The sequence below is a fragment of the Jiella sp. M17.18 genome, assembly GCF_041027365.1.
In the GTDB taxonomy this organism is placed as follows: domain Bacteria; phylum Pseudomonadota; class Alphaproteobacteria; order Rhizobiales; family Rhizobiaceae; genus VKMB-3413.
On sequence record NZ_JBFTEH010000001.1, the window covers coordinates 89844 to 116046 of the forward strand.

Here is a 26203-nt window from a genome sequence, read left to right on the forward strand (position 1 = left end):
CCATTGCCCGTGCCTTGCCTGCCCGCGAATGCCCGATACCGCGCAGCGACGTCAGGCGAGAGCGCCGGCACGCCCAGCCAGTGCGAATCGGGAAGTCAGCGCATCCGGCAGCGCGCGCAAATCGTCGATGGTGACGGCCGCCTCGTAGCCGGGCTTGGCAACGGCTCCGGCATGGGCGCCTGTCAGCACGCGGATCGTCAGCACGCCGAGGGGGGTCAGCCCGACGAAATCCTTGGCCGGATTGTCCCCGACATAGACCATGTCCGTCCAGTCGCAGCCTTCCGCCTCACGGATGCGTTCGAAACAGAGCGTGGCAGGCTTGGCGGCGGCGACGCCGAAGCGGTGGGTGATGAACACGCGCCGGAAGCGCGGCCAGAGCGCCAGGGCGTCGACCTTGTTGCGCTGGACGATCTTGTGTCCGTCGGTGACGAGGTAGAGCGGCGCGACCCGCCCGTAGCGGTCGAGCACGTCCCGCGCGGCGGGAAACAGCGACAGCGAGGGACGGTGATGGCGGTAGACGCGGACGCATTCGGCGACACGCCCACGTGACCAGCGGCCATGCGCCTCAAGCCAACGGTCGAACACCTTGCCGCGGCCCTCCCGGGAAAGAACCGTCCTGAGAAAGGCCAGCGAGGCGGCCGCGTCCCAGCCCCATTCCGCCTCGCCATGGCGCGCAAGCGCGGCGAGCCCTCCGTCGACGAAGCTTGCCTCGTCGTAGAGGGTGTCGTCGAGATCAAAGATCAGGATCATGAAGGACGATGTCCTGGGGTACGCGGATCTGCCGGATCTCGCCCGGGACCCGGGCGAAGGGTGGCAGCTTCCGGTCGGGCTCCACCGCTTGCAGAAGCGACCAGAGGAGGCTGTCCAGCCCGGCGGAGAGCGAAGCCGTCGATGCTCCGCCGAAGCGGGCGTTGACTTCGATGACCGCAAGGCCGGTCCCGGTGACCATGGCCTGCATGACCACCGGGCCGAAGAGCCCGAGGGCGCCGAGGATCTCGGCCGCCTGCGCTTCAAGTCGGTCGTCCCGGAAGGTGGTCGTGATCTGGCTTTCGCCCGCAACGACGCGGTCGCGCCGACGCAGGACCAGCCCGTGTACCGCACCGGATGTCGTCAGGAAGGCGTCGATGCTGATCTCCCGGCCTTCCACGAAGGGCTGGAAGATCGGCTCGGACAAGCCGGCGGCATGAGCGCGAGCAGCCTGCGGCGAAAGGTCGAGGCCGAGCCCGCGCGAGCCGGCGCCGAAGCGTTCCTTGACCACCAGGCGTTCTGCCCCGAGGCCGTCGGGATCGCTCGCGGCAGGAATGACGGGAAGACCTTTCGCGGCGCCCCATTCGGCAAAGGCGAGCTTGTCGAGACAGCGTGCGACCGCCGCCGGCTCGGAGACCAGAACCGCGATCCCGGCTTTGGCGAGTTCGGCCTTGGCCTGCGCCCAGAACGCAAGTTCGCCGTCGCGGGTCGGCAGGATCGCGCGGATGCCCCGGGCGGCGCATTCGCCGCGCAGCGCCTCGGCGGTGGTCTCTTCGAGGCGCTGCATCTGCCAGAACGCGTCCGCGACATGGCGGCTCGGCGCATGGGGGTCGACATCCCCGGCGATGACGCGGGCGCCGGGATCGACCCGCCGGGCGGCCGCCTGCATGGCGCGAACCAGCGGAACCTTGCGGGCCGCCGAGCTCACGAGGACGACGAGCGGCGGCCGAGCGGCCACGGCGGCCGGAATTGCGGACCGCTGCCGTTCAAAGTTCACGATCTCTGCGATCGCGCGTTCGAGGTCATAGGCCGGCACCCAGTCAACGAGCTCTCGAAGCTTCGTCGTATCGGCCTCGGACGCCTCGAAAGGGATGTCGGCCGTCTCGGTCCTGATGGCGGCATCGGGGAAATGGGATCTGAGAATCTCGACGACATCGCCCACTCGGCGCGACCGTCCCGTCCCGAGATTGACGATACCGGTCGCACCCGTCGCGACGGCGAGCCGCATCAGGCCTTCGGCGCTGTCGGCAGCATATACGTAGTCGAACAGCCCCTCCGGCCGGTAGACGGTGATCGCCTCACCCTTCAACAGCGCCCGCACCCAGCGGGAGATGACATCACGCGAATTGCGCCCGTAGCCGCGGAAAATCCGTACGCAGAGCGTGGAGAACCGGCACGACTGGAGGCCCGCTAGGAAGGCGAGCTCGATCTCGTGCGACAGCTTGGCCGAACCGACGAGGTTGCGCGGCTGAATCGGCGCTCCCTCCTTCAACCTGACGGCCACCTCGCGCGGAGCGTCAAACTGGTAAAGCGCCTGATCGTAGATCAGGTAGGACGACGCGAAGACGACGCGCTCAAGAACGGGGCAGTCCTGTGCCAGCGTCATGAGATGGTGGCTGAGCTGGACGTTGTGACGGAAGTTCTCGTGCCAGAAGCCGGGCGTCTCGACAGAGCGCTCGAAGGTCGCGGCCAGATGGATGATGATGTGCGGGCCGAAATCGTTAAGTTCCGTAAGCGAGAGATCATTGAGATCACCCTCGCGATACCGGATCCCGTCCGGGAATTCCGTGGGACACGATTTCAGGTCGCCCGCCCATACGTCGGCACCGGCCGCCGCGAGCCGCGGGACCAGTTCTCGGCCGATGACGCCGGCGGCGCCCGTCACAAATACCCGCTTGCCCTTCACCTGCTTCCTTCCTTCCTGACGTGTGAACGCACCAGGCCGTGAACGAGAGAATCCGTCGGCCGTCCGTCGACGACGACATGCTCGATCATTCGGCCTTCAAAGATCATGCCGGACGATTCCAGCGTGACGATGTGCGCTTTGCGCGTCGCATAGGTCTCCGTGAAGATCCTATTCAGGCTCAGATCGTCGAAGGCGAGCCCTCGAATCAACCGCAGAAACGTCGAGAAAGCCTCGGCCCTGGACCCGGGATCCGCTTCGATTTGCGGATCGAGCAGGAACGATATCTCGGCCCGCCGGTCGGGCCAGGAGACATGGACCAGCCCTCCATAGCCGATCAGTACGCCGTCCCGCTCGATCGCGAGGAGAATCGTCGACGGCGTCAGGCTCGGCTTTTGCGGCCAGATCTGCGCGGCAAAGTAGGCGCGCTGCCCGTCCGGCGGGATCGGCGCGTCCTGCCGCAGCACATCCATCTGGGCGTTGCGCCAGAGCCGGATCGGCTCGATGTCGGGCGGATCGACGGCACGAAGCACGAGCGGGCCGTCGCACAGGACCGGGCGCGGCATGATGCGGTACGGCCCGAACCCCGCCGCGGCTTCGCTCGGCGGGCTCATGGGGCGGAATCCTTCGGCTTCGGTCGGAGGAATGCGATGAGATTGCGCCCGAGCCCGACGTCTGCCAGCGCAGCGTAGAAGCGATTGGCTCGCTCCGGCCCCGCCGCGCCGATCAGTCGCTCCAGCCTGAGGCGCGCCTGGTGCGCGGCGGGACCCCGGCTCCGGTCGGCGACGTAATTCGACCCGGGATGCGCCAGGAAAAGATCCACCGGAAAGTCTGCAAGGAGAGCGAGCGTCTCCCACCCCGTCGCCTCCGCCGTGGATCGCAGGCTCTCCCCCGAAAAGTATGACAGGTGATCGGGAATCGCGATCCAGAACCGGTGGTCGATGTCGCCGGCTTCCAGAAGCGCTTCCTGATACCCCGAGCCGTCGTTCGGCACGGTCGCCACCAGGATCCCGTCCGGCCGCACCAGACGATGGAGCGCCTGCAGAAGCCCGACCGGATCGAGGACGTGTTCGAGCACGTTTCCGAGCCAGACCAGATCGAAGCTCTCGTCGGCCGCGATGCGCGTTTCCAATAGGGCGAAGATATCGCCCTGCTCGACATGCGACGTCATGTCGGGATTCATGGTCTCGACACCCGTTCGACTGAAGTCGATGCCGGTCACCTCCCAGCCGCGCTCGGCAAAGGCCTTCAAGACGAAGCCTTCGCCGCAACCGACGTCGAGGAGGCGACCTGGCCGGTCACGGCCGAGCAGGGCTATCGCCTGTTCGCTCCGTTGTTCGATCCGCAGTCGGATCGCGTCGCGTTCGAGCGGCGAGTACTCGCGCCGGTAATTGCCGCGCTCGGTCTGGTAGTAGACGTCGCTGTAATAGGCCGCGAGCCCTTCCGGCGTCGGACGATCCGCGGCCTCCAGGAAGCCGAGCGGATGTCGGCGGAGCCGTGGATCGTTCACCCGAAAATCCTTTCGTGCTTCAGTTCCGCCATCGCCCAGTCCTCCTCGGTGTCGATGTCCTGAACCTTCGCCGCCGGCAGCACCACCGAGCCGGTGTTGTCGCCCATCAGCACGCGGTCGCTTAGGAAGGCCCGCGTACGGAACCAGTACCACTGGCCAGCGTCATGATAGGCGGGCGGAAGATCCTGGCTGCGCACGTTCAGGTTTTCCGGGAAGTTCAGGCGGATGCGTCCTTCGCCATCGCGGGCGAGGGAGCGCCAGATCGGATAGGAGAAGGCGGCGACCGGCATCAGGACGTCATAGCGGCTGTCCGTCAGGCTGACGCGGCCGTCCGCGAGGTCGTGGGCTTCGACGAACGGCGCCGTCGGATAGAGGCAGCAGGCGAGATCGAAGGTTTCGCCCCTGTCGGCATAGCGCGCAAGGACCTCGACCAGCACGTCGGACGTCGTCGCATGGTCGGTCGACGCCTCTTGCGAGCGCAGGAACGGCACGTCGGCTCCGGCGGCGCGCGCGACCTCGGCGATCTCCGCATCGTCGGTCGAGACCATGACGGCGTCGAAGGCGCCGGAGGCGAGCGCCGCCCGGCACGACCATGCCAGCATCGGCCGGCCGCGGAACGGGCGGATGTTCTTGCGCGGAATGCGTTTGGAACCGCCTCGGGCGGGGATGATGCAGAGGGCGCGCGAAGTTTCGCTCAAGCGTCGATCCCGCCTTCGATCATGGAAGCGTCCAGAGGCTCGCCGAAGGCGAGGTCGCGGGTCGCCGGACGGCCGAGCACGCGGTCGAAATACCGGGGCTTCAGGCCGTTGCCGGGACGGATCGAGCGGATATTCGCCTCGCTCAGAGGCTCGCCCCGCGCGACGGGCGCCACCACGTAAAGGGAGCGGCGGTTCTTGAGGACGCTCGCCTCCGACGCCGTCGGTTCGAAGGCGGGCGCGCCGATCGCGGCGCGGGCGATGCGGGCGGTGCGCACGAGTTCGGCCAGTTCCGCCGGCTCCAGCGAGAAGGCGCTGTCGACACCGCCCTCGGCGCGGTCGAGGGTGAAATGCTTCTCGATGAAATCTGCACCCAGAGCGACCGCAATGGCGGCGACGACGGTCCCGAGCGTGTGGTCCGAAAGGCCCGCCACGACATCGAAGCGGCGGGCGATCTCGGCGATCGTTGCGAGATTGGCTTCCTCCGGCGGTGCCGGATAGGCGGCGGTGCAATGAAGCACCACCAGGTCTTCCGCCCCGGCGCCGCGTGCGGCCTCGACCGCCTCGGCGATCTCCCCGAGCGTTGCCATGCCCGTCGACATGACGATCGGCTTGCCGGTTCGCGCCACGCGGCGGATCAGCGGCAGGTCGATCAGCTCGGGCGACGCGATCTTGTAGGCCGGGGCACCCAGCTCTTCGAGGAGTTCCACCGCCGTCGGATCGAAGGGCGAGGAGAAGACCGTGATCCCGATCTTGCGCGCATGCTCGAAGATCGGCCCGTGCCAGTCCCAGGGCGTGTGGGCTTCTTCGTAGAGCTCGTAGAGACGGCGCCCGTCCCACAGCCCGCCCTTGACCATGAATTCCGGCCCGTGATGGTCGATGGTGATCGTGTCGGCGCGATAGGTCTGGATCTTCACCGCGTCCGCGCCGGCCTCCTTGGCTGCATCGAGGATCCGCAGGGCACGGGCGAGTTCGCCGTTATGGTTGCCCGACATCTCCGCAACGATGTACGGCGGCTCGTCGGGGCCGATCCTGCGGCCGGCAATGGCGATCGTTCTTGCGGCGTGCATCTGGCGTGTCTCGCTCGTTCTGTCTCTTCTAGGCAAGGTCGCGACCGTGTGGCGCGGGATTGCCGGCTATCGTCTCGCCGCGGCCGATCTTCGGCTCGTCCGCCAAAGTCCGAACACATCCTCCGGCGGCAGTCACGGATTCGGGCGCGGCCGCGAGCGGCAACGGCTTCACGACAGCACCTCGCGAAGTGCAGCGACGACCCGGTCCTGCTGCGCCTCGGTCATCCCGTGATAGAGCGGGATCGAGATCGCGCGGTCGTAGTAGCGCTCGGCCTGCGGGCAGTGGCCGGCGCGGAAGCCGAGACGGCGATAGTAGGGCTGCCGGTAGATCGGGATGTAGTGGACGTTGACGCCGATGCCGCGCCGGCGCAGCGCATCGAAGACGGCCCTGCGGCCGCCGCCGGTTTCCGCCTCCCTGAGCCGCACGATGTAGAGATGGAAGCTGGAGCGGGTCTCGGCCTGCCTCGCCGGCAGGTCGAGCGGCAGGTCCGACAGCAGACGGTCGTAGCGGTCGGCCAGCGCGTTGCGGCGGTCGACGAATTGGCCGAGCCGCCGCATCTGGGACAGGCCGAGCGCGGCCTGCAACTCGGTCATGCGGTAGTTCCAGCCGAGGTCCACCTGCTCGTAGGCCCAGACGCCGTCGGGTTCACCCTCCATGAGCGCCGGATCGCGTGTGATGCCGTGCGAGCGCAAAAGCGCGAGCTTTGCGGCGAGCGCCGGGTCCGCGGTCGTCGCGGCGCCGCCTTCGGCGGTGGTCACGATCTTGACCGGGTGGAAGGAGAACACCGTGATGTCGGAATGTGCGCCGGCGCCGACGGGCCGGTTGGCGTACGAGCCGCCGAGCGCGTGGCTCGCGTCCTCGACGACGTGGAAGCCATAGCGCTTGGCCAGAGCCCCGATCGCGTCCATCCGGCAGGACTGTCCGCCCATGTGCACGGGGATCACCAGCTTCGGCAGCCGGCCGATCCTGGCCGCCGCTTCGAGCTTTTCGGCCAGCGCCTCCGGCGCCATGTTGAAGGTGTCAGGCTCGATGTCGACGAAATCGACGTCGGCGCCGCAATAACGCGCGCAGTTGGCCGAAGCGACGAAGGAGACCGGCGAGGTCCAGACGAGATCGCCCGGCCCAGTGCCGAGCGCGAGGCAGGCGAGATGGAGCGCCGAGGTGGCGGAATTCGCCGCCACCGCGAACGGCGCGGTCGTGGCCGCCGAGAGCGCCTCCTCGAATTGCGGCACTCGCGGCCCCTGCGTCAGGTAGTCCGAGGTGAGGGCGTCGACGACAGCGGCGATATCGTCCGGCCCGATCGCCTGCCGACCATACGGGATGGTCTCGGACGGAGCCGCAGGAAGCTCGTCGCGCCGGCCGGTTGGTTGCTGCACGGTCCGCATCTCCCGGGAAAAATCGCCGCTAGGCAAAGCATGCGGGGCTTGTGCCGCGCTGGACCGGCATTGCGGTCACCACGCGTCCGCCTTTGGCAGCCTCCGCGCCCGACTTTCCCGGCCAGGCGAGTCACCTCGGTCTCCTTCGCGAAAGCCGGTCAGGCTGAGACAACCTTGCTGCCCTTAAGTCGGCATGTGCCGCAGTCTCCGCCGCGCGAAACTCGCCTGCGCCGGAGCGTCTGCCCTTGCGTGCCAGCGCCTTTTGATTCTCCTGTTCGGGATGCCGATGACTTCCAGACTCGCCTTCCAGCCGCAGCCGCAGCCGAGAGATCGGCAGATCCAGGAAATGCTGCGGCAGATCCACGGCTTGCAGAAGCGCGGCAAGTTCCGCGAGAGCCGGCCGCTTTGCGAAAAGCTCGCGAGCATGGGCGTCCATACAGCCGATTCCCTGCATTTCCATGGCCTTGCCCTGCGCGCCGGCGGCGATCTCATGGGCGCGCTGGTCAGGATCAACGCGGCGGTCGAGATGCGCCCGAAGGACGCCCGCCTGCTGAACTCCCTCGGCGTGATCCTGCTGGAGCTGAAGGAGCACGAGGCGGCGATCGCGATCTTCAAGCGCGCCACCGAGGCGGACGGCAAACTGTACGATGCCTGGGGCAATCTCGGCGTCGCCCTGAAGCGGGTGGAACGCTACGAGGCGGCGGAACTCGCCTTGCGCTGCGCCTTCGAGATCGACCGGACCCGCGTCGAGCCGCTGATCGAGATGGTCGGCCTGATGATGGACCAGCGCCTTTACGAGAAGGCGGCAGAAGCACTCGACTACATCATGGCCGAATGCGGCGACCGCTTCCCGAACCTGCGGCTGAAGCGTCTCCAGATCGCGGTCTGGCTAGAGGACTTCGACTATATCGGCACGCACTACGAGAGCATCGATCGCAGCGGCCTCAGCGTGGACGATCAGGCGCATTTCGCCAATATCTGGGCGAAATACCTGGAAATCGAGGGACGTGACGAGGAGGGAATCGCCCTGCTCGAGAAGTGGGCGCGCGTGAAGTCGAAGCATCAGAGCCAGATCCAGTCCTATCTCGGCGTGCGATACGCCGAGACAGGCCGGCTCGACGAGGGCATCGCCTGGCACAAGCGCGCTCTCAAACGCGATCCCGAGCACGTCGCCGCCCGGTATAATCTCGCCTTTCTGCAGTTTCAGAAGGGCGCGGATCTCCCGGCAGCCTTTGCCAATTACGAGTGGCGCTGGCAGTCGCGCTCCTTTCCCTCGCAGCGCCGCGTCTTCGATGCGCCCCGCTGGCGGGGAGAGCCGCTGGAGGGAAAGAAGCTGCTCGTCTGGCGCGAACAGGGTATCGGCGACGAGGTGCGCTTCGCCTCGCTCCTGCCGGAGCTCGAGAACGCCGGCGCCGAGGTCACGTTCGAAGCCGCGCCCAAGCTGAGGCCGCTCTGGGAACGCTCTTTCCCCTGGGCGACGATCCGCAACGAGGGGCCGGCCGACTGCCGTGGCGAGGCGGCTTACGGCGACTACGACTACCAGATCCCCGTCGGCTCGCTCGGCGCCATCCTCCGGCCCAGCGTCGATGCTTTCGAGGCGCGGCAGGCCCCCTGGATCCGCCGCGACTTCACCGCCGAACAGGCGGTCCGTGACAACCTCGGTCTGAAGAAGTCGGATATCCTGATCGGCCTGTGCTGGCGCTCGTCCAACCAGGCCACCTCCCGCAACCGGTACTTCCTGCGCATCGAGGACCTGGTGCCGCTGAAGGCGCTCGACGGCTGCACGTTCCTCAACGTCCAGTACGACAGCGCGCCCGAAGAGCTCACGGCGATCCGCGGCCTCGGGCTGCCATTGCATCATTGCGCCAACCTTGATCAGAAGAACGACCTGATCGGTGCCTCGGCGCTGATCGGCGCCTGCGATCTGGTGATCTCGGTGGGCGTGGCGGTCGCCGACCTGGCGGCCGGCCTCGGTCGGCCGCTGATCCAGATCGCCAAGGAGACGTCGGAGATCTACCTCGGCACCGATCACGTGCCGTGGTTCCCGACCTGCATGTCGGTGCGCATGCCGCCGGACAGCGGCGCCGGCGCCATCGCCGACATCATCGCGCGCTGGCCGTCGATCCGGGAGTGGATGGCATCGATCCCGACGGGCGATCGCGAGAGCGCCGTCGCCGCCGGAGACGATGCGGCATCGACCCCGGCCCCGGAAACGTCGCTCGACCACGACTATGGCGCGCTGGGCGCATGGTCCCGGCCGGACGTGCGCAAGGAAGCGGCGGCCTGAGCCGGGGCCGCCGCGACCGACGCGCCTCCTGCATGAGGACTGGTTCGGGCTCGGCTCCGCCAGGCGCCGGGCGGCCCGGCCGACCGTATTGATCTACGGCGAGACCAGCCGGAAGAGGTGGGCGAGGTCCTTGAAGAAGATCCTGAGATGCGCCGCGGGATCGCGGCGCGTCAGTTTCTTGTTCATGTAGGACTCCCAGGTCAGCCGCTGGACGTCCCGGTCGCGGCAGATCGAGACGAAGCGCTCGCGCTGCTTGTCGGAGCGGTACCAGAAGCGCTGCATGATCCCGAGGATCCAGAACACCCTGCCATGCTCGCGCATGAACGCCTTGCGGGCGGCGGACAGGGCGCGCGCGTCGCCGCTCCCAAGGAAACGCTCGGCCGCCGCCGCGACCATCTCGGCGGAGACCATGGCGTAGTAGATGCCCTCGCCGGAGGCGGGCGCGACGACGCCGGCGGCATCGCCTGCGAGGATGACGTCGCGGCCGTTGTCCCAGCGCTTCAGCGGCTTCATCGGGATCGGTGCGCCTTCGCGGCGGATCGTCTCGGCCTCTGCAAGCCCCGAGGCCTCCCGCAGCCTCGCGACGGCCAAGCGCAGACCATAGCCCTTCTGCGCGCTGCCCGTGCCGATCGAGGCGGTCTCCCCGTGGGGGAAGATCCAGCCGTAGAAGTCCGGCGAGATCGTGCCCTGATAGTAGACGTCGCAGCGCGTCGGATCGTAGTCGGCGGTCCCGCCGGCGGCCGGTGACCGGACGATCTCGTGATAGGCGAAGACGCACGCGACCTTGTCGGCACCCGGCACCGCCTGCCGCCCGACCGCCGAGCGTGCGCCGTCGGCGCCGACGACGAGGCGGGCGTTCACGCGGTGGATCGGGCCGGCCGCGCCGCCGCTGCGATAGACGACGGCGGGAGCGCCTGCGGCATCGCGCTCGATGCGCAGGAAGGTGCCGCTGCGCCGCCTCGCGCCGGACCGGGCTGCGCGCCGGCGCAGCCATTCGTCGAAGTCCTTGCGGTCCACCATGCCGACATAGCCGTTGCCGTCGATCGGCATCGACACGCGTTTGTCGGAGGGCGCCACCATCTGCGCGGCGCCGATCCGGGCGACGAGGAGCTCGGGCGCGATCTGGAAGTCGCGCACCAGCCGCGGCGGGATCGCGCCGCCGCAGGGCTTGATCCGCCCCTCGCGGTCGAGGAGCACCACCGAATGGCCGGCGCGGGCGAGGATTTCCGCCGCCGTCGCCCCGGCCGGGCCGCCACCGACCACGACCACGTCGGCCGTCTCGATCTCGTTCGTCGCTGTCGTGTCGCTCATGCCGGCACCGCCATTTCCGAAGGTCCATCACCCGCCTCGTCCGCCCTCGGCCACCCGGCCGTCGTCTTGGCCGACCGGCCGGCGGGGATGGCCCTCAGCGCCAGCCAGCCGGAGAGGAGGAAGAGCAGGGCTTCCGCGCCGAAGACGGCGGCATAGGCGTCGGCCTGCGAGGCGAGAACGCGGCCGGCCGCATCGACGGCGACGGTTCCGAGGAAGCCGCCGAGGCCGAAGGCGATCGCCTGGGCGGCCCCGAAGACACCCATGCGGACGCCCTCGCGGGCCTTGGCCCCTTCGCCGGCGAGCGCCATCATCGCGCCGATCGCCGTCACGGCGAAGACGCCGTTGCCGAGGCCGAGCGCGAAGACCACCGGGCTCAGCGGGAAGCGCGCGACGAGGCGCGGCGAGAACGCGAGACCGGCGAGCGCCGCCGCGGCGGCAAGGCAGCCGAGGATGCAGAGCGCCCGGATGAGGCCGGGCAACCGCTTCGACAGGAGCCCGCCGGCGATCGCGACGAGGATCATGCCGACGAGCACGCCGCCGTGCTGGGAACTCGACAAGAGCGTCGTCTCGCCGGGCGTCATGTGGAAGACGAGGCCGGCAAAGGGTTCGAGCACCAGGTCCTGGGCGCTGTAGGCGAGCATGGAGACGAAGACGAAGACGGTGAACCGCCGCGTCGCCGGCTCGCGCCAGACCTCGGCAAGCGCGGCGCGGAAGCTTACCTTCGCCGCCGGTGCGGCGGCGTCTGGGGCATTGGCGCGCACCGGGTGCTGCGGCTCCACGCCGGCTACGGCGACGAGACTGACGAGGAAGGCGGCGGCGCAGACGACCGCCGTCACGACGATCAGGCGCTGCGGCGAGTAGGGATCGAGGAAGTGGCCGGCCAGCGCGGTGGTAATCGCGAAGCCGGCGATCATCATGACCCAGATCAGCGTCGCCGCCGGCGCGCGGCGGGCGGGCGAGACGCTGGTGGCGACGAGGGTCAGGAGATGCGTCCCCGCCGCGCCGACCCCGGCGCCGATCATCAGGAAGGCGAGTGCGGCCGCCGCGATGCCGAGCATCGGCGAAAAGCCCATCAGGGCCGTCGCCCCGGCGGCTCCTGTCGCGCCGAGCGCCAGCACCGCCATGCCGGCCAGGATGAAGGGCGTGCGCCGCCGGCCGCCGTCGCCGTCGTGGCCGAAGCGGGGCCGGAGCATCTGCATGGCGTAGTGCAGGCCGACGAGGGCGCCCGGCAGCATCGCGGGCAGCGACAGCTCGACCACCATGATCCGGTTCATCGTCGAGGTGGTGAGCACCACCATCGCACCCAGCGCCGTCTGGACGAGGGCGAGGCGGACGATCGACAGCCAGCCGAGACCTTCGCCGCGCGCCGCCACCTCAGCCTCCGAGGACGGCGCTCAGCGCGAAGGCCGAGACCATCATGCCGGCGACGTAGAGGCTCGTGCCGGTCGCGTTGTACCAGGGCGCGAGGCCGCGCGGATCGGCGAAGAAGCGCCGCATCAGGACGCTCTGCGCGGCGAGCAGGACGACCACGACGCCGGCATAGATCGGCTCGCCCCAGGCGGCGAGCAGGCCGCCGACGATCGCCTGGGGAAGCGCCATGACGAGGCACGCGATCAGCGCCGCGGCGGAGACGCCGTACTGCACCGGCAGCGTGCGCACGCCGAGGGCGGTGTCGCCCTCGATCGACTTGAAGTCGTTCAGCGTCATGATGCCGTGCGCGCCGACGCTGTAGAGATAGGCGAGGAGGACGATCCGCATGTCCGGCAGACCGCCGGCGACGACCGCTGCGCCGGTGAACCAGGCGAGGCCCTCGTAGGAAATGGCGACCGCGGCATTGCCCCACCAGCCGTTGCGCTTCAGCCGGAGGGGCGGGGCGCTGTAGGCCCAGGCGAAGACGCAGCCGAGGAGCGAGGCGGCGCCGACCACCGGCCCGAGCAGCCAGGCCACGAGAAGCGACAGCGCCGTCCAGCCGATCGCCATGTAGAGGCCGGAGCGGCCGGGCATGCGGCCGGAGGGGATCGGCCGCTGCGGCTCGTTGATCGCGTCGACATGCCGGTCGAACCAGTCGTTCACCGCCTGGCTCGCGCCGCAGAGGAGCGGACCGGCAAGGACGATGCCGGCGATCACGGTCGTGACGGTGCCAGGGTCCACCGTCGCCGAGGAGCGGGCGGAGATCGCACCGCAGGCGAAGGCCCACATCGGCGCGAACCAGGTGATCGGCTTGAGAAGTTCGAGCGCCGCCGAGGCGGACGGGCGCGCGGAGGCCGGGGCGTCGAGTGTCAAGCGGCTCATACAAGGAGGCTAGGCTGTACGGGTGGAAGTGTCAATCGCGATTGACACTTCGGGCGCTCGTTCCCTGCTGCCGGCGCCCGCGCCGTGGCGCACGCTTTCGCGCTCAGCCAGCCCACCGTGTCGCGATGCGCCGCTCCAGCGACGCCCGAAACCGCCGGCCTGTCCTAGGAGGCGTCGTCGTCGCCCTGGCCAAACTCGCCGATGCCGTAGCGCCGGAGCTTGGAATAGAGGCTCTGGCGGGACAGGCCGAGCATCTCCGCCGCGGAGGCGCGGTTGTTGCGCGTCAGGTCCAGCGCTGCCTCGATGCACAGCTGTTCGATGATGTCGGCGGTCTCCCGGACGATCTCGCGCAGCGGTACGCGGCCGACGAGGCCGGTCATGTCGTTGGCCGAGCGGAACGGCTCGGACGGTGCCGGCGTGGTGGGCAGGCGCGAGGAGCGGCGGATCGAAAAGCCGTAGAACCGCTTGTCGTTCTGGTCGATGGCGGAGCCGCTGACGTCGACCTCGGTCGTGCCGCCATACTGGGTGTAGAGCACCGTCGAGAAGGAGCGCACGAAGCCGTCCGAATCGATCGCGGTCTTCAGGACGGAGAGCTCGACACCGCGTCGGCCGATCATCTCGGCGAGCGAGCGACCGATGGCCTGGTTGCGGGTGGCGATCTCGGAGAGGTCGAGAAAGCTCTCGTTGACCGCGGTGATCGCGAAGTCCGGATCGACGACGACGATCGCGTCCGGCGATTCCTGTCCCACCAGCCCGAGCAGATCGAATCCGTCCACGTCCCTGGCCGGGGCCGCGCCGATGAGGAAGCGGATCGACAGGCGGCCGGCGCCATGCTGGCGATAGAAGCGGACGGCCACCCCGGTCGGGCCGTCGCTGCCGGCGAGGGTGAGCTCGCCGCTTTCCGCTTCGCCCGACTTGCGGGCGGCGGCGAACAGGCCGTCGAGATCGCGGAGATCACCCACGGCGACGAGGACGCCGGCACTCTGGCCGATCAGCCGTCGGCCCTCCGTCTCGAACAGCGTCCGGGCGGCCGTGTTCGCCTCGACGATCTTGCGCGTCCCGGCATCGACGATCACGATCGGCTCGGACGCGGTGTCGAAGAGGACGCGGTACTGCGCCTCGGCGTTGCGCAGCCGGGCATAGTCGGTCTCGAGGGCCAGCTGCGTCTCGACCAGCTTCTGCTGCAGGACGGCCATGGTGCGCAGGTCGCGCCCGAGCGCGAGGCGGGCGCCGTCCTTCGACAGCGGCAGCAAGGAATAGCTGATCGGCAGATCCGGGCCGTCCGGCATCGAATGGTTGATCTCGCGGCGGGCCGGCGCGTCTTCGTTGGAGCGTTCGGCGAGCAGCCGCTCCACCTTTTGGCGGCTCTCGGCGGTGACCACGTCGACGAATTTCTTCCCGATCCAGCTCTTCTCGACTTCGCCGAAAAGATCCGTCTCGCGGATCGCCACGTCGACAATCGTCCCCGACCGGTCCAACAGCAACGCCACGTCCGTCGCGGCGGTGACCATGGTGGAGACCAGCGCCGCCTCGAGATTTGCGAAGGAACGGACCGGATCAGAGAACGGCCGGCCGCCGCTGGGATGATTCATTCCTCTAACACCCGCCTGTTGGGGCCTTGCTCCCTTCAGCCTCACCGATCCGGATGCGGCAGCCTCCCCCCGAGCGGGCACAGGAGACTGGCACGTGCAACGGCCGCACGAGCATTCGTCTCGATCAGATCTACTCCATAGGCATCTAAAGAAGTATCGCCCTGTGTGAAAGCCCACCCGCCGAGAAAGATGCGCGTATTCGCCGCAGCCGACGCGGATCTAAGGGCCGCGACCTGCCCGGCAAGCGGCGGCAGGAAGCGTTCGCTGCCGACGCTGAGACCAACAGCGTCGAACGGCCGGCGGGAGACTGCGGCGCGAAGATCGTCGAGCGAGGCGGCGATCTCGACGGCGACGCTCCAGCCGGCCTTGAGGAAGAGTTCGGCGAGGACGAACAGGCCGAAGGTGTGCTGTTCCCCGGGCACGCCCGCCAGCAGCAGGCTGCGCTCGCCGCCCTCCCGGCTGGCCTCGGAATCGCGCAGCGTGCCGAGCGCGCGCAGCATCTGCTGCAGTCGTGCCGACTTCGCCGTCACCTCGACGAAGCTCATCCGGTCGTCCGCCCACATCTCGCCGATGTGGCGGATCGCCGGCGCCATGATGTCGAGCAGGATCGTTTCGAGATTCATGCCGCTGTCGCGCAACTGCAGGAGGTGCTCCCACTGCGAATCGCGGCTGTCGGAAAGGACGAGGCCGAGGAATCGGTCCGCTTCGCTGTCTCTGCCGAAGTCCGGCAGACGCCTGGCCGCGCCGGCGCCCTGTTCGCCGTCGCCGCAATGGGCGGCGTAGAGGCGCGGGATCACCTGCGCGACGATCGTTTCGGACAGGCAACGCTCCCACCGGGACGGGGGCGGGTTGTCAATCCGGGTGGACACGTCCACGCTGACCCTGGATGAAGTTCGCGGACGCCGCGTCTGTCTGTCTGCCTGCAAAGTCCCTGCCATCGGTAAGGTCCTCCGGCCCCTCGGCGAGCGCATAGTGACCTGCATCTCCGGAAAACCGGGAGGCTAAGGCGGCGAGCCGATCCCAACGGCCCGACTCTCTCCCAAACGCGCCGCGATTGCAATCCGCGAATACCATGAGCCTGTAAATCTTAATGGACGTCAATTTAACTTGACACTTTGCCGGTCTCGGTTGCACTCTCCGCTCATGGCACCGAGCGATCCGCGACATTCCGAAAGCGCCAGAACCGTGGAGCATCGGCCCCCGAAAGCGGCCGCCGGCCTGTACACGGACCTGGAACGCCGCCGCCGCGACGCCTCGCCCTGGACGCTGGTGCAGGGCATTCTGGCGCCGCTGCAATTCCTGATATTCCTGGTCAGTCTCGGCCTCGTCTGCCGCTATCTTGCAACCGGGGCGGGCTACGAAGCGGCAGCCGTCTCCGTCGTCGCCAAGACCGTCGCGCTCTACGCCATCATGGTCACTGGCTCGATCTGGGAAAAGGCGGTCTTCGGCCGCTGGCTGTTCGCGCCCGCCTTCTTCTTTGAGGACGTCGTGTCGATGGGGGTGATAGCCCTCCATACCGCGTATCTCGTGATGCTCTTTGCCGATCTCGGCTCGCCGGGTGTGCGCTTCGCCGTCGCCCTGGCCGGCTATGCCGCCTATGTCGTCAATGCCGGGCAGTTCGTCCTGAAGCTGCGGGCGGCGCGGCTTCAGGGCGCGGCGGCGGCAGTGCAGCCGATCGGCGGCGCCGCGTCCGCACGGGTGCCGGCATGAGCGCCGCCTCCACCAGCCGCGATCGCGCCCGGCCGACGGCCGGCTGCTCCAAGTCGCCGGTCCTGCGCGAGCGCGGGCAGCGCGAGGTGTTCTGCGGTCTGACCGGCATCGTCTGGCTGCATCGCAAGATCCAGGACGCCTTCTTCCTCGTCGTCGGCTCGCGGACCTGCGCGCATCTGATGCAGTCTGCGGCGGGCGTGATGATCTTCGCCGAGCCGCGCTTTGCGACCGCCGTGATGGAGGAGCGGGATCTCGCCGGCCTCGCCGACGCCAACGAGGAACTCGACACGGCGGTGTCGCGGCTCCTGGAGCGCCGGCCGGACATCAAGATGCTGTTCCTCGTCGGCTCCTGCCCGTCCGAGGTGATCAAGCTCGACCTGTCGCGCGCCGCCGCGCGGCTGTCGTCCCGCTATGCCCCTGATGTCAGGATCCTCAGCTATTCCGGATCCGGCATCGAGACGACCTTCACGCAAGGCGAGGATCGCTGTCTCGCCGCGCTGGTGCCGGAACTGCCGCAGGCCGAGACGGAGACGCCGCAGCTCCTCGTCGTCGGCGCGCTGGCCGACGTGGTGGAGGACCAGTTCGCGCGACTGTTCGCCGCGATGGGGATCGAGAATGTCGGCTTCCTTCCGCCGCGCAGGGCGCGCGATCTCCCGGCGGTCGGGCCGTCAACCCGCTATCTCCTGGCGCAGCCCTTCCTCGCCGAGACCGCGCGCATGCTCGAAGAGCGCGGCGCGAGCCGGATCGCGGCGCCGTTCCCCTTGGGCGCCGAAGGCACGACCCTCTGGCTGAAGGCTGCGGCCGAGGCGTTCGGCGTCGACGCGATGGCCTTCCGGGCGGCGACGGCGGCCGCCGAGGCGCGCGCCCGCCGGGCGCTCGAGCCGCATCGCGCCGCGCTTTCCGGCAAGACGCTGTTCTTCTTCCCGGATTCGCAGCTGGAAATCCCGCTGGCGCGGATGCTCGCGCGGGAGCTGGACATGGCGCTGACCGAGGTCGGCACCCCTTATCTCCACCGCCAGCATCTCGCCGAGGAGCTGGACCTCCTGCCCGAGCAGACCTCGCTCTCGGAAGGCCAGGATGTCGACCGGCAGCTGGATCGCGCCCGCGCGATCCGCCCCGACATCTCGGTCTGCGGGCTCGGCCTCGCCAATCCGCTGGAGGCCGAGGGGCTGACGACCAAGTGGTCGATCGAGCTGCTGTTCACGCCGATCCAGGGCTACGAACAGGCCGGCGATCTCGCCGCCCTGTTCGCCCGCCCGCTCGACCGCCAGACGCGGCTCAAGGTCTAGGGGAGGGCGGGACCATGAAGCTCACCGTCTGGACCTATGAAGGACCGCCGCATGTGGGCGCGATGCGCGTCGCGACCGCGATGGAGGGCGTGCACTACGTCCTGCATGCGCCGCAGGGCGACACCTATGCGGACCTTCTCTTCACCATGATCGAGCGGCGGGACAGGCGCCCGCCGGTGACCTACACGACCTTCGAAGCGCGCGACCTCGGTTCGGACACAGCCGCGCTGTTCCAGGAGACGCTCGCCGCCGCCTACGATCGCTTCCGGCCGCAGGCGATGCTGGTTGGCGCTTCCTGCACCGCCGAGCTGATCCAGGACGACCCGGGCGGCCTCGCCAAGGCCGCGAACCTGCCGGTGCCGGTGATCCCGCTGGAGCTGCCATCCTACCAGCGCAAGGAGAACTGGGGCGCGGCGGAGACCTTCTACCAGATCGTGCGCACCCTGGCGGGACCGGCCGCGCCGGAGGCGGGGGCGGAGCCTTCCGCGCGCGGTCCAGGCTACCGCCCGCGGTGCAACATCCTCGGGCCGACGGCGCTCGGCTTTCGCCATCGCGACGATGTCGCGGAGATCCGCAAGCTGCTCAGCGAACTCGGCATCGACGTTTCCGTCGTCGCGCCGCTCGGCGCTGCGCCGCAGGACATCGCCCGGCTCGGCGAGGCCGACTTCAACGTCGTCCTCTATCCCGAGATCGCCGGGGTAGCGGCGAAATGGCTGAAGCGGACCTTCGGCCAGGACTTCACCACCATCGTCCCGATCGGCCACGGCGCGACGCGCGACTTCGTCGCCGAGGTGCGGCGCCTTGCGGGGCTGCCCGATGGGGCTGCCGACGGGTGCGGGAACGAGCCGAAGTCGCGGCTGCCCTGGTACTCGCGCTCGGTCGATTCGACCTATCTCACCGGCAAGCGTGTCTTCGTCTTCGGCGACGCCACCCATGCCGTCGCCGCCGCCCGCGTCGCGACGCAAGAGTTCGGCTTCACGCTCTGCGGCCTCGGCACCTACTCGCGCGAATTCGCCCGCGACGTCCGCGCCGCCGCCGCGGAGTACGGCGTCGAGCCGCTGATCACCGACGATTATCTGGACGTCGAAGCGGCGATCCAGGCGGCGCAGCCGGAACTCGTCCTCGGCACGCAGATGGAACGCCACATCGCCAAGCGCCTCGGCATCGGCTGCGCGGTGATCTCGGCGCCGGTCCACGTCCAGGACCATCCGGCCCGCTACTCGCCGCAGATGGGCTTCGAGGGCGCCAACGTCCTCTGGGACAGCTGGGTGCATCCGCTGGTCATGGGCCTCGAGGAACACCTTCTCGGCATGTTCCGCGACGACTTCGAGTTCCATGACGGGGCGATGCCTTCGCATCTCGGCCCCGGCGCGCGGGTCGCGTCCGATCCCGCCTCGGCCGCTCCCGATCCGGTCGCCGAGATCGCCGCCGGCGCTCCGGCCGTCGATCCGCAAGGCGCCACCCTCGTCACGATCGGCTGGGGCTCCGACGCCGAGGCGGAGCTGCGGAAAATTCCCTTCTTCGTGCGCGGCAAGGCGCGCCGCAACACCGAGGCATTCGCTGCCGAACGGGGTCTGTCCGAGATCACCGTGGAGACGCTCTATGATGCAAAAGCCCATTACGGCCGGTGACCCCGCCGGATCGGGCGCGTCGGGCGCCGTTCCGGTCCGCGTCGTCCTGATCAGCCTCGACGGCCACATGGCCGGCGCCGTCGCCGCGGCGCGGCAGCGGCTGTCGCGCGAGATCCCGGGCCTCGCCGTTTCCCTGCATGCCGCGACCGACTGGGAGCGCGAGCCGGCCTCGCTCGCCGCCTGCCTTGCCGACATCGCCGCGGCCGACATCGTCTTCGCCAACATGCTGTTCATGGAGAACCACATCCAGCCGGTGCTGGCGGCGCTCCAGGCGCGGCGCGACCATTGCGACGCCATGGTCGGCGCGATGTCGGCAGGCGAGGTGATCAAGCTGACCCGGCTCGGCCGCTTCGAGATGAACCGCGAGGCGAAGGGGGCGCTGGGTCTCCTCAAGCGCCTGCGCGGCGGCTCGAAGGACGGCAAGCCGGCATCGGGGTCCGGCGCGCGGCAGATGGCGATGCTGCGGCGCCTGCCGAAGATCCTGCGCTTCATCCCGGGCACCGCGCAGGACGTGCGGGCCTATTTCCTGACGCTGCAGTACTGGCTGGCGGGCTCGGACGAAAACGTCGCCAACATGATCCGCTTCCTGGTCGAGCGCTATGCCGCCGGCCCCCGCGCCGAAGCCGCGGCGCGGCTGATGAAGACGCAGGAGCCGGTCGTCTATCCCGATGTCGGCCTCTACCACCCGCGGCTGCCGGACCGGATCGCGACGCGGCTGGAGAGCCTGCCGAACCGGTCGGGCGGCGCGATCGGGACGGTCGGCCTCCTGGTCATGCGCTCCTACGTTCTGTCCGGCGACACCGGCCACTATGACGGCGTGATTGCGGCGATGGAGGCGCGCGGGCTGAAGGTCGTGCCGGCGTTTGCCAGCGGCCTCGATTCCCGGCCCGCCATCGACGCCTTCTTCAAGCGGGACGGCCGGCCCGCGATCGACGCGCTGGTCTCGCTGACCGGCTTCTCGCTGGTCGGCGGCCCCGCCTACAACGACGCGCGCGCCGCCGCCGACACCCTGGCGGCGCTCGACGTGCCCTTCCTCTCCGCCCATGCGGTGGAATTCCAGTCGCTCGGCGAATGGCGCGCCTCGTCGGCCGGCCTGACGCCGGTCGAGGCGACGATGATGGTGGCGATCCCGGAGATCGACGGCGCCACGGGCCCGACGCTGTTCGGCGGCCGAACGGCGCTGCCGCGCGGCGACGGCCACCGCGAGATGACCGCCGATCCGGATCGCGCCGGGATGCTGGCGCGCCGGGTGGAGAAGCTGATCGCGCTCCGCCGCAAGGCGAAGGCCGAGCGCAAGATCGCCGTCACCATCTTCAACTTCCCGCCGAACGCCGGGGCGGTCGGCACCGCGGCACATCTGTCCGTCTTCGCCTCGCTCTACAACACGCTGGCCGCGCTGAAGGCGGAGGGCTACGCCGTCGACCTGCCGGCCAGCGTCGACGCCCTGCGCGAGGCGATCCTTCAGGGCAATGCCGCCCGCTGCGGCACGCAGGCGAACGTCCATGCGCGGATCGCCGCCGACGACCATGTCCGCCGCGAGCCGCATCTGTCGGAGATCGAGGCGCAATGGGGCCCAGCGCCGGGCCGGCAGCAGTCCGACGGCTCGTCGATCTTCGTTCTGGGGGCGAGGTTCGGCAACGTCTTCGTCGGCGTGCAGCCGGCCTTCGGCTACGAGGGCGACCCGATGCGGCTGCTCTTCGAGAAGGGCTTCGCGCCGACGCACGCCTTCTCGGCCTATTACCGCTGGCTGCGCGAGGATTTTGCCGCCGACGCCGTCCTGCATTTCGGCACGCATGGCGCGCTGGAATTCATGCCGGGCAAGCAGGTCGGCCTCTCCGGCGCGTGCTGGCCGGACCGGCTGATCCAGGATCTGCCGAACGTCTACCTCTACGCCGCGAATAACCCGTCCGAGGGCACGATCGCCAAGCGCCGCGCGGCGGCGACGCTCGTCTCCTACCTGACGCCGCCGGTCGCCCATGCCGGGCTCTATCGCGGCCTCGCGGACCTCAAGGCGACCATCGAGCGCTGGCGCATGACGGCTCCGGAAGCCGCCGGCGAACGCCGGGAGCTGGAATCGGCGGTCGCCGCGCAGGCCGCCGCGCTCGATCTCTGCGAGGCGCCGGGCGAGGGCGGGCAGACCGCGGTCGATGTTCCGGCGCTGCATCGCGCGGTGCTGGAGGTCGAGACGACGCTGATCCCGCACGGGCTGCATGTCGTCGGCCAGCCGGTGTCGGACGCCGAGCGGCGCGACCTCGTCGCCTGCGCGGCCGAGGTGGCGCTGGGAAGCGTTCCGCCGGAGGGCGCGATCGCGGCGCTGGTGGCCGGTGACGGCGGCGCGGCGCTGACGACGGAGATCGCTGCTGGCGACGATCCGGCCGAAGGCGAGAAGATCGCGGCGCTGGTTCGGCTGGAGCGGGACCTGCGGCAGGACTTCGAACTCCCCGCTTTGATGCGCGCGCTCGACGGGCGCTTCATCCGGCCGGTGCCGGGCGGCGACCTCCTGCGCACGCCGGAGATCGTCCCGACCGGGCGCAACGTCCACGGTTTCGATCCCTTCCGCATCCCGAGCGCCTTCGCGGTCGCCGACGGCAGGCGCCAGGCCGAGCGCATGCTGGCGCGGCATGCGGCGGGCGGCCACTCGCTGCCGGAATCGATCGCGATCGTGCTCTGGGGCACCGACAATCTGAAGAGCGAGGGCGGCCCGCTGGCGCAGGCGCTGGCGCTCCTCGGCGCGGCGCCCCGCTTCGACGGCTTCGGCCGGCTCTGCGGCGCCGATCTCCTGCCGCTGGAGACGCTGGGTCGGCCGCGCATCGACGTCCTGGTGACGCTCTCCGGCATCTTCCGGGACCTGTTGCCGCTGCAGTCGAAGCTGCTGGCGGAAGCGGCCTTCCTCGCGGCCTCGGCCGAGGAGCCGGAGGACAGGAACTTCGTCAGGAAGCATGCCCGCGCCTATGCCGCCGAGACCGGCTGCGACCTGGAGACTGCGGCACTCCGCGTCTTCTCCAATGCCGACGGCGCCTACGGCTCCAACGTCAACATGCTGGTCGATTCCGGCGCCTGGGAGGTCGAGGGCGAACTCGCCGCGGCCTATACCCGCCGCAAGTGCTTCGCCGTCGACCGCAAGGGCCGGACCGCCGAGCAGGCGGCGCTGCTCAAGGCGAGCTTCGCCAAGGTCGAGATGACCTATCAGAACCTCGAATCCGTCGAACTCGGCGTCACCACGATCGACCACTATTTCGACACACTCGGCGGGATCAGCCGTGCCGCCTCCGAGGCGCGGGGCGAGAAAGTGCCGGTCTATATCGGCGACCAGACGAGAGGCGAGGGCAAGGTGCGCACCCTCGAAGAGCAGGTCGCGCTGGAAACCCGCACCCGCATGCTCAATCCGAAATGGATCGAGGCGATGCTCGCCCACGGCTACGAGGGCGTGCGCCAGATCGAGAGCCACGTGACCAACACGCTCGGCTGGTCGGCGACGACCGGCCAGGTCAGCCCCTGGGTCTACAAGCGCCTCGCCGAGACCTTCGTGCTCGACCCCGAAATGCGCGAACGCCTCGCCAGCCTCAATCCCACCGCCTCCGCCCGCATGGCCGACCGGCTGATCGAGGCCGAGGAGCGCCACTACTGGACATCCGACGAAGCCGACCGGGAGGCGCTGCGCGAGGCGGGCGCCGATCTCGAAGACCGGCTCGAAGGCATCAAACCCATGGAGGTTGCGGCCGCATGACCGGGCTCAAGACCACGCTCCCGCTGCCGGGCACCGTCTATCGCCGCGAGGACGGCGAAGGATCGGTGCAGGTGAAGATGAACACCGGGCCGAAGATCGACGGCGCCAAGGTCTTCGCGATCTACGGCAAGGGCGGCATCGGCAAGTCGACGACCTCGTCGAACCTGTCGGTCGCCTTCTCCAAGCTCGGCAAGCGTGTCCTGCAGATCGGCTGCGACCCGAAGCACGATTCGACCTTCACGCTGACCAAGCGGCTGCAGCCGACGGTGATCGACGTCCTGGAGACGGTCGACTTCCACGCCGAGGAGCTGCAGCCGGAGGACTTCGTCTTCGAGGGCTACAACGGCGTCATGTGCGTCGAGGCGGGTGGGCCGCCGGCGGGCACGGGGTGCGGCGGCTATGTCGTCGGCCAGACGGTGAAGCTCCTGAAGGAGCATCATCTGCTGGAGGACACCGACGTCGTCATCTTCGACGTCCTCGGCGACGTCGTCTGCGGCGGCTTCGCGGCGCCGCTCCAGCATGCCGACCGGGCGCTGGTCGTCACCGCCAACGACTTCGATTCGATCTTCGCCATGAACCGCATCGTCGCGGCGATCCAGGCCAAGGCGAAGAACTACGACGTGCGCCTCGGCGGCGTCATCGCCAACCGCTCGGCGGGCACCGACGAGATCGACCGCTTCAACGCTGCGACGGGCCTCGAGCGGGTCGCGCACTTCCCGGATCTCGACGCCATCCGCAAGAGCCGGCTGAAGAAGGCGACGCTGTTCGAGATGGGCGACGCGCCGGAGGTCAAGGCGGTGCAGGACGAGTATCTGCAGCTCGCCGCCAAGCTCTATGCCGGCGTCGCGCCGATGGACGGCAAGTCCATGAAGGACCGCGACATCTTCGATTTCCTCGGGTTCGAGTGAGGCAGGCGATGAGCGAGATTGCCACCTACGAGATCCGGCGCTCCGAGATCGAGACCTATTTCGACCGGACGGCTTCGGACGCCTGGAAGAAGCTCACCTCCGACGCGCCGCTCGGCCGCATCAGGGCGAGCGTCCGGGCGGGCCGCGATGCGATGCGCGCGAGCCTCCTCGCCATGCTGCCGGAGGACCTGTCCGGCCGCCGCGTGCTCGACGCCGGCTGCGGCACCGGGGCGCTGGCGGTGGCGCTCGCCAAGCGCGGCGCCGAGGTCGTCGCCGTCGACCTCTCGCCGACGCTGATCGTGCATGCCCGCGATCTCGCGGCGGGCGAGGGCCTGTCGGCTCCCATCCGCTTCGAGAGCGGCGACATGCTCGCCGCCGCCCACGGCCGCTTCGACCATGTCGTGCTGATGGATTCGCTGATCCATTACGAGCCGGACGACGCCGCCGCGGCGCTCGCGAGTCTCGCGGCGCGCACGAACGGCTCGATCGCCTTCACCCTGGCGCCGAAGACGCCGCTCCTCGCCCTCATGCATCGCGCGGGCCGCCTCTTCCCGCGCGGCGACCGGGCGCCGGCGATCGTGCCCGTCGCGATCGACTGCTTCCGCGATCGGCTGGAAGCCCATCCGAGCCTCTCGGGCTGGAGCCTCGGCGCCGAGCGCCGCGTCGCCAGCGGCTTCTACAAGTCGCACGGGATGGAGTTCGTCCGCTCATGAGCTCGATCGGCCGCAGGATCGTCAGCTTCGATCTCCTTGCACGCACCTTCGTGCCCTTCGCCGATGCCGGCACGACGGAGCTGCCGCTGGGGCGGCTGTTCCGGCTGTCGCTGTTCCAGATCTCGGTCGGCATCACCATGGTGCTGCTCGGCGGCACGCTGAACCGGGTGATGGCCGTGGAACTCGGCATCCCCGTCTCGGTCATCGCCGTCGCCCTGGCGCTGCCGCTGGTGGCGGCGCCGGCGCGCACGCTGATCGGCTTCAAGTCGGATACGCACCGCTCCTATCTCGGCTGGCGCCGGGTGCCCTTCATGTGGTTCGGCTCGCTGGTCCAGTTCGGCGGCCTCTCGGTCATGCCGTTCTCGCTGCTCCTCCTCTCCGACGGCCCGCCGGGTACGACGCTCTACGGCGAGGCCGGCATGACGCTCGCCTTCCTGATGGTCGGCTTCGGCCTGCACACGACCCAGACCGCGGGGCTGGCGCTGGCGACGGATCTCGCGCCCGAGGAAAAGCGGCCCCGCGTCGTCGCCATGCTCTACACCATGCTCCTCGTCGGCATGGTCGGCGGGGCGATCGTCATCGGCCGGTTGCTCCAGGACTTCTCGACGCTGCGGCTGATCCAGGTGCTGCAGGGCTCGGCGCTCGTCACCATCGCTCTCACCGGCATTGCCATGTGGAAGCAGGAGCCGCGCCGCCGCGACATCGCGCCTTCGGGCGAGGCGCGTCCACGCTTTCGCGAAGCCTTCGCCGCGTTTCGCCGGCAGCAGGACCTGACGCGGCTGCTTTCGGCGCTCGCCGTCGGCAGCGCCGCCTTCGGCATGCAGGACATCCTGCTCGAACCCTATGGCGGCTCGGTCCTTCACATGCGGGTCGGCTCGACGACGCTGCTGACCGCGCTGTTCTCGGCCGGCAGCCTGCTCGGCTACGTCTTCGCCGCGCGCGTCCTCGGCAAGGGCGGCAATCCCCGCGTCATTGCGGCGATCGGCCTGCTCGTCGGCATTCCCGGCTTCATGGCGGTGATCCTCTCCTCGCCCTTCCAGTCGGTCGCCGTCTTCTGCATCGGAACCGCGACGATCGGCATCGGCAGCGGGCTCTTCGCCGTCTCCATGCTGATCTCGGCGATGGGCCTCGTCACCGAAGGCAGCGGCGGCCTGGCGCTCGGCGCCTGGAGCGCGGTGCAGGCGATGGCGATCGGCCTCGCGGTCGCCATCGGCGGCTTCATCCGCGACGGTGTCGGCGGCCTCGTCCATTCCGGCTGGCTCGGCCCCGCCTTCGGCACGCCGGCGGCCGGCTACTGCGTCGTCTACGGGGTCGAGATCGCTCTGGTCTTTGCCGCGCTCGCCGTCCTCGGGCCGCTGATCCGGCCGCAGAAGATCCAGCCACGCCCGGCTCCGGCGCGCCATTTCGGCCTCGCCGACCTGCCGAACTAGTCCGATAGGGA

At 69.3% G+C, this 26203-nt stretch carries 20 protein-coding genes; 8 read left to right on the forward strand and 12 right to left on the reverse strand.

Annotated features, from left to right (window positions below):
- Positions 1-51: 51 nt before the first annotated feature.
- The 7 genes from AB5S17_RS00450 to pseC all read right to left on the reverse strand — a co-directional run bounded on the left by AB5S17_RS00450 (position 52) and on the right by pseC (position 7302).
- Positions 52-750, reverse strand: coding sequence for an HAD family hydrolase (locus tag AB5S17_RS00450; protein WP_369235011.1), 699 nt, complete (start codon positions 748-750; stop codon positions 52-54).
- On the reverse strand, positions 734-2653 hold the full coding sequence (locus AB5S17_RS00455; RefSeq protein ID WP_369235013.1) for an NAD-dependent epimerase/dehydratase family protein: 1920 nt from the start codon (positions 2651-2653) through the stop codon (positions 734-736). Before AB5S17_RS00455 ends, AB5S17_RS00450 begins: the two co-directional genes overlap by 17 nt.
- Complete coding sequence (locus AB5S17_RS00460) at positions 2650-3264, reverse strand: GNAT family N-acetyltransferase (protein WP_369235015.1); 615 nt, start codon at positions 3262-3264, stop codon at positions 2650-2652. Before AB5S17_RS00460 ends, AB5S17_RS00455 begins: the two co-directional genes overlap by 4 nt.
- On the reverse strand, positions 3261-4160 hold the full coding sequence (locus AB5S17_RS00465) for a class I SAM-dependent methyltransferase (RefSeq protein WP_369235017.1): 900 nt from the start codon (positions 4158-4160) through the stop codon (positions 3261-3263). Before AB5S17_RS00465 ends, AB5S17_RS00460 begins: the two co-directional genes overlap by 4 nt.
- Complete coding sequence (gene pseF / locus AB5S17_RS00470) at positions 4157-4858, reverse strand: pseudaminic acid cytidylyltransferase (protein WP_369235019.1); 702 nt, start codon at positions 4856-4858, stop codon at positions 4157-4159. The genes AB5S17_RS00465 and pseF overlap by 4 nt, the downstream gene beginning before the upstream one ends.
- The gene (pseI, locus tag AB5S17_RS00475) at positions 4855-5925 is read right to left on the reverse strand and encodes a pseudaminic acid synthase (RefSeq protein WP_369235021.1); all 1071 of its coding nucleotides are present in this window, start codon (positions 5923-5925) and stop codon (positions 4855-4857) included. The genes pseF and pseI overlap by 4 nt, the downstream gene beginning before the upstream one ends.
- A 168-nt stretch (positions 5926-6093) precedes the next feature.
- Positions 6094-7302, reverse strand: coding sequence for a UDP-4-amino-4,6-dideoxy-N-acetyl-beta-L-altrosamine transaminase (gene pseC, locus AB5S17_RS00480; RefSeq protein WP_369235023.1), 1209 nt, complete (start codon positions 7300-7302; stop codon positions 6094-6096).
- 286 nt (positions 7303-7588) lie between these two features.
- Here pseC and AB5S17_RS00485 point away from each other — a divergent pair, with 286 nt between their 5' ends.
- Complete coding sequence (locus AB5S17_RS00485; RefSeq protein WP_369235025.1) at positions 7589-9589, forward strand: tetratricopeptide repeat protein; 2001 nt, start codon at positions 7589-7591, stop codon at positions 9587-9589.
- A gap of 93 nt (positions 9590-9682) precedes the next feature.
- Here AB5S17_RS00485 and AB5S17_RS00490 read toward each other — a convergent pair whose 3' ends face one another.
- From AB5S17_RS00490 to AB5S17_RS00510, 5 genes are all read right to left on the reverse strand, one after another.
- On the reverse strand, positions 9683-10900 hold the full coding sequence (locus AB5S17_RS00490; protein WP_369235027.1) for a geranylgeranyl diphosphate reductase: 1218 nt from the start codon (positions 10898-10900) through the stop codon (positions 9683-9685).
- Positions 10897-12273, reverse strand: coding sequence for a BCD family MFS transporter (locus AB5S17_RS00495; protein ID WP_369235029.1), 1377 nt, complete (start codon positions 12271-12273; stop codon positions 10897-10899). The genes AB5S17_RS00490 and AB5S17_RS00495 overlap by 4 nt, the downstream gene beginning before the upstream one ends.
- Before the next feature lies 1 nt (position 12274).
- Entirely contained in the window at positions 12275-13183 is a 909-nt protein-coding gene (gene chlG / locus AB5S17_RS00500) for a chlorophyll synthase ChlG (RefSeq protein WP_369235031.1), read from the reverse strand.
- Between the two features lie 173 nt (positions 13184-13356).
- Entirely contained in the window at positions 13357-14784 is a 1428-nt protein-coding gene (gene ppsR / locus AB5S17_RS00505) for a transcriptional regulator PpsR (RefSeq protein WP_369235033.1), read from the reverse strand.
- Positions 14785-14825: 41 nt separating this feature from the next.
- Positions 14826-15653, reverse strand: a complete 828-nt coding sequence (locus AB5S17_RS00510) for a B12-binding domain-containing protein (RefSeq protein ID WP_369235035.1) — start codon at positions 15651-15653, stop codon at positions 14826-14828.
- A gap of 316 nt (positions 15654-15969) precedes the next feature.
- Here AB5S17_RS00510 and bchF point away from each other — a divergent pair, with 316 nt between their 5' ends.
- Genes bchF through AB5S17_RS00545 form a run of 7 tightly spaced genes read left to right on the forward strand, consistent with a single transcriptional unit; the run spans position 15970 to position 26192 of the window.
- Positions 15970-16494: a 2-vinyl bacteriochlorophyllide hydratase gene (gene bchF, locus AB5S17_RS00515; protein WP_369235037.1), complete on the forward strand. Its 525-nt coding sequence runs from the start codon at positions 15970-15972 to the stop codon at positions 16492-16494.
- On the forward strand, positions 16491-17783 hold the full coding sequence (locus tag AB5S17_RS00520) for a ferredoxin:protochlorophyllide reductase (ATP-dependent) subunit N (RefSeq protein WP_369235039.1): 1293 nt from the start codon (positions 16491-16493) through the stop codon (positions 17781-17783). Before bchF ends, AB5S17_RS00520 begins: the two co-directional genes overlap by 4 nt.
- A 14-nt stretch (positions 17784-17797) precedes the next feature.
- Positions 17798-19414 carry a ferredoxin:protochlorophyllide reductase (ATP-dependent) subunit B gene (gene bchB / locus AB5S17_RS00525; protein WP_369235041.1) on the forward strand — a complete coding sequence of 539 codons (1617 nt, stop codon included), beginning with the start codon at positions 17798-17800 and terminating at the stop codon, positions 19412-19414.
- Entirely contained in the window at positions 19389-23141 is a 3753-nt protein-coding gene (locus AB5S17_RS00530) for a magnesium chelatase subunit H (RefSeq protein WP_369235043.1), read from the forward strand. Before bchB ends, AB5S17_RS00530 begins: the two co-directional genes overlap by 26 nt.
- Positions 23138-24049, forward strand: coding sequence for a ferredoxin:protochlorophyllide reductase (ATP-dependent) iron-sulfur ATP-binding protein (bchL, locus tag AB5S17_RS00535; RefSeq protein ID WP_369235045.1), 912 nt, complete (start codon positions 23138-23140; stop codon positions 24047-24049). Before AB5S17_RS00530 ends, bchL begins: the two co-directional genes overlap by 4 nt.
- Positions 24050-24057: 8 nt before the next feature.
- Positions 24058-24762, forward strand: a complete 705-nt coding sequence (gene bchM, locus AB5S17_RS00540) for a magnesium protoporphyrin IX methyltransferase (RefSeq protein WP_369235047.1) — start codon at positions 24058-24060, stop codon at positions 24760-24762.
- Positions 24759-26192 (forward strand): BCD family MFS transporter, encoded by a 1434-nt coding sequence (locus tag AB5S17_RS00545; RefSeq protein ID WP_369235049.1) that lies wholly within the window; start codon positions 24759-24761, stop codon positions 26190-26192. The genes bchM and AB5S17_RS00545 overlap by 4 nt, the downstream gene beginning before the upstream one ends.
- Positions 26193-26203 lie beyond the last annotated feature (11 nt).

Coding starts and splice junctions, on each gene's coding strand:
- ppsR (WP_369235033.1), bottom strand. CDS start 14,784: ATGAATCATCCCAGCGGCGGCCGGCCGTTCTCTGATCCGGTCCGTTCC.
- bchL (WP_369235045.1), top strand. CDS start 23,138: ATGACCGGGCTCAAGACCACGCTCCCGCTGCCGGGCACCGTCTATCGC.
- AB5S17_RS00530 (WP_369235043.1), top strand. CDS start 19,389: ATGCAAAAGCCCATTACGGCCGGTGACCCCGCCGGATCGGGCGCGTCG.
- AB5S17_RS00545 (WP_369235049.1), top strand. CDS start 24,759: ATGAGCTCGATCGGCCGCAGGATCGTCAGCTTCGATCTCCTTGCACGC.
- pseI (WP_369235021.1), bottom strand. CDS start 5,925: ATGCACGCCGCAAGAACGATCGCCATTGCCGGCCGCAGGATCGGCCCC.
- AB5S17_RS00520 (WP_369235039.1), top strand. CDS start 16,491: ATGAGCGCCGCCTCCACCAGCCGCGATCGCGCCCGGCCGACGGCCGGC.
- AB5S17_RS00460 (WP_369235015.1), bottom strand. CDS start 3,264: ATGAGCCCGCCGAGCGAAGCCGCGGCGGGGTTCGGGCCGTACCGCATC.
- bchM (WP_369235047.1), top strand. CDS start 24,058: ATGAGCGAGATTGCCACCTACGAGATCCGGCGCTCCGAGATCGAGACC.
- AB5S17_RS00490 (WP_369235027.1), bottom strand. CDS start 10,900: ATGAGCGACACGACAGCGACGAACGAGATCGAGACGGCCGACGTGGTC.
- AB5S17_RS00450 (WP_369235011.1), bottom strand. CDS start 750: ATGATCCTGATCTTTGATCTCGACGACACCCTCTACGACGAGGCAAGC.
- bchB (WP_369235041.1), top strand. CDS start 17,798: ATGAAGCTCACCGTCTGGACCTATGAAGGACCGCCGCATGTGGGCGCG.
- AB5S17_RS00485 (WP_369235025.1), top strand. CDS start 7,589: ATGACTTCCAGACTCGCCTTCCAGCCGCAGCCGCAGCCGAGAGATCGG.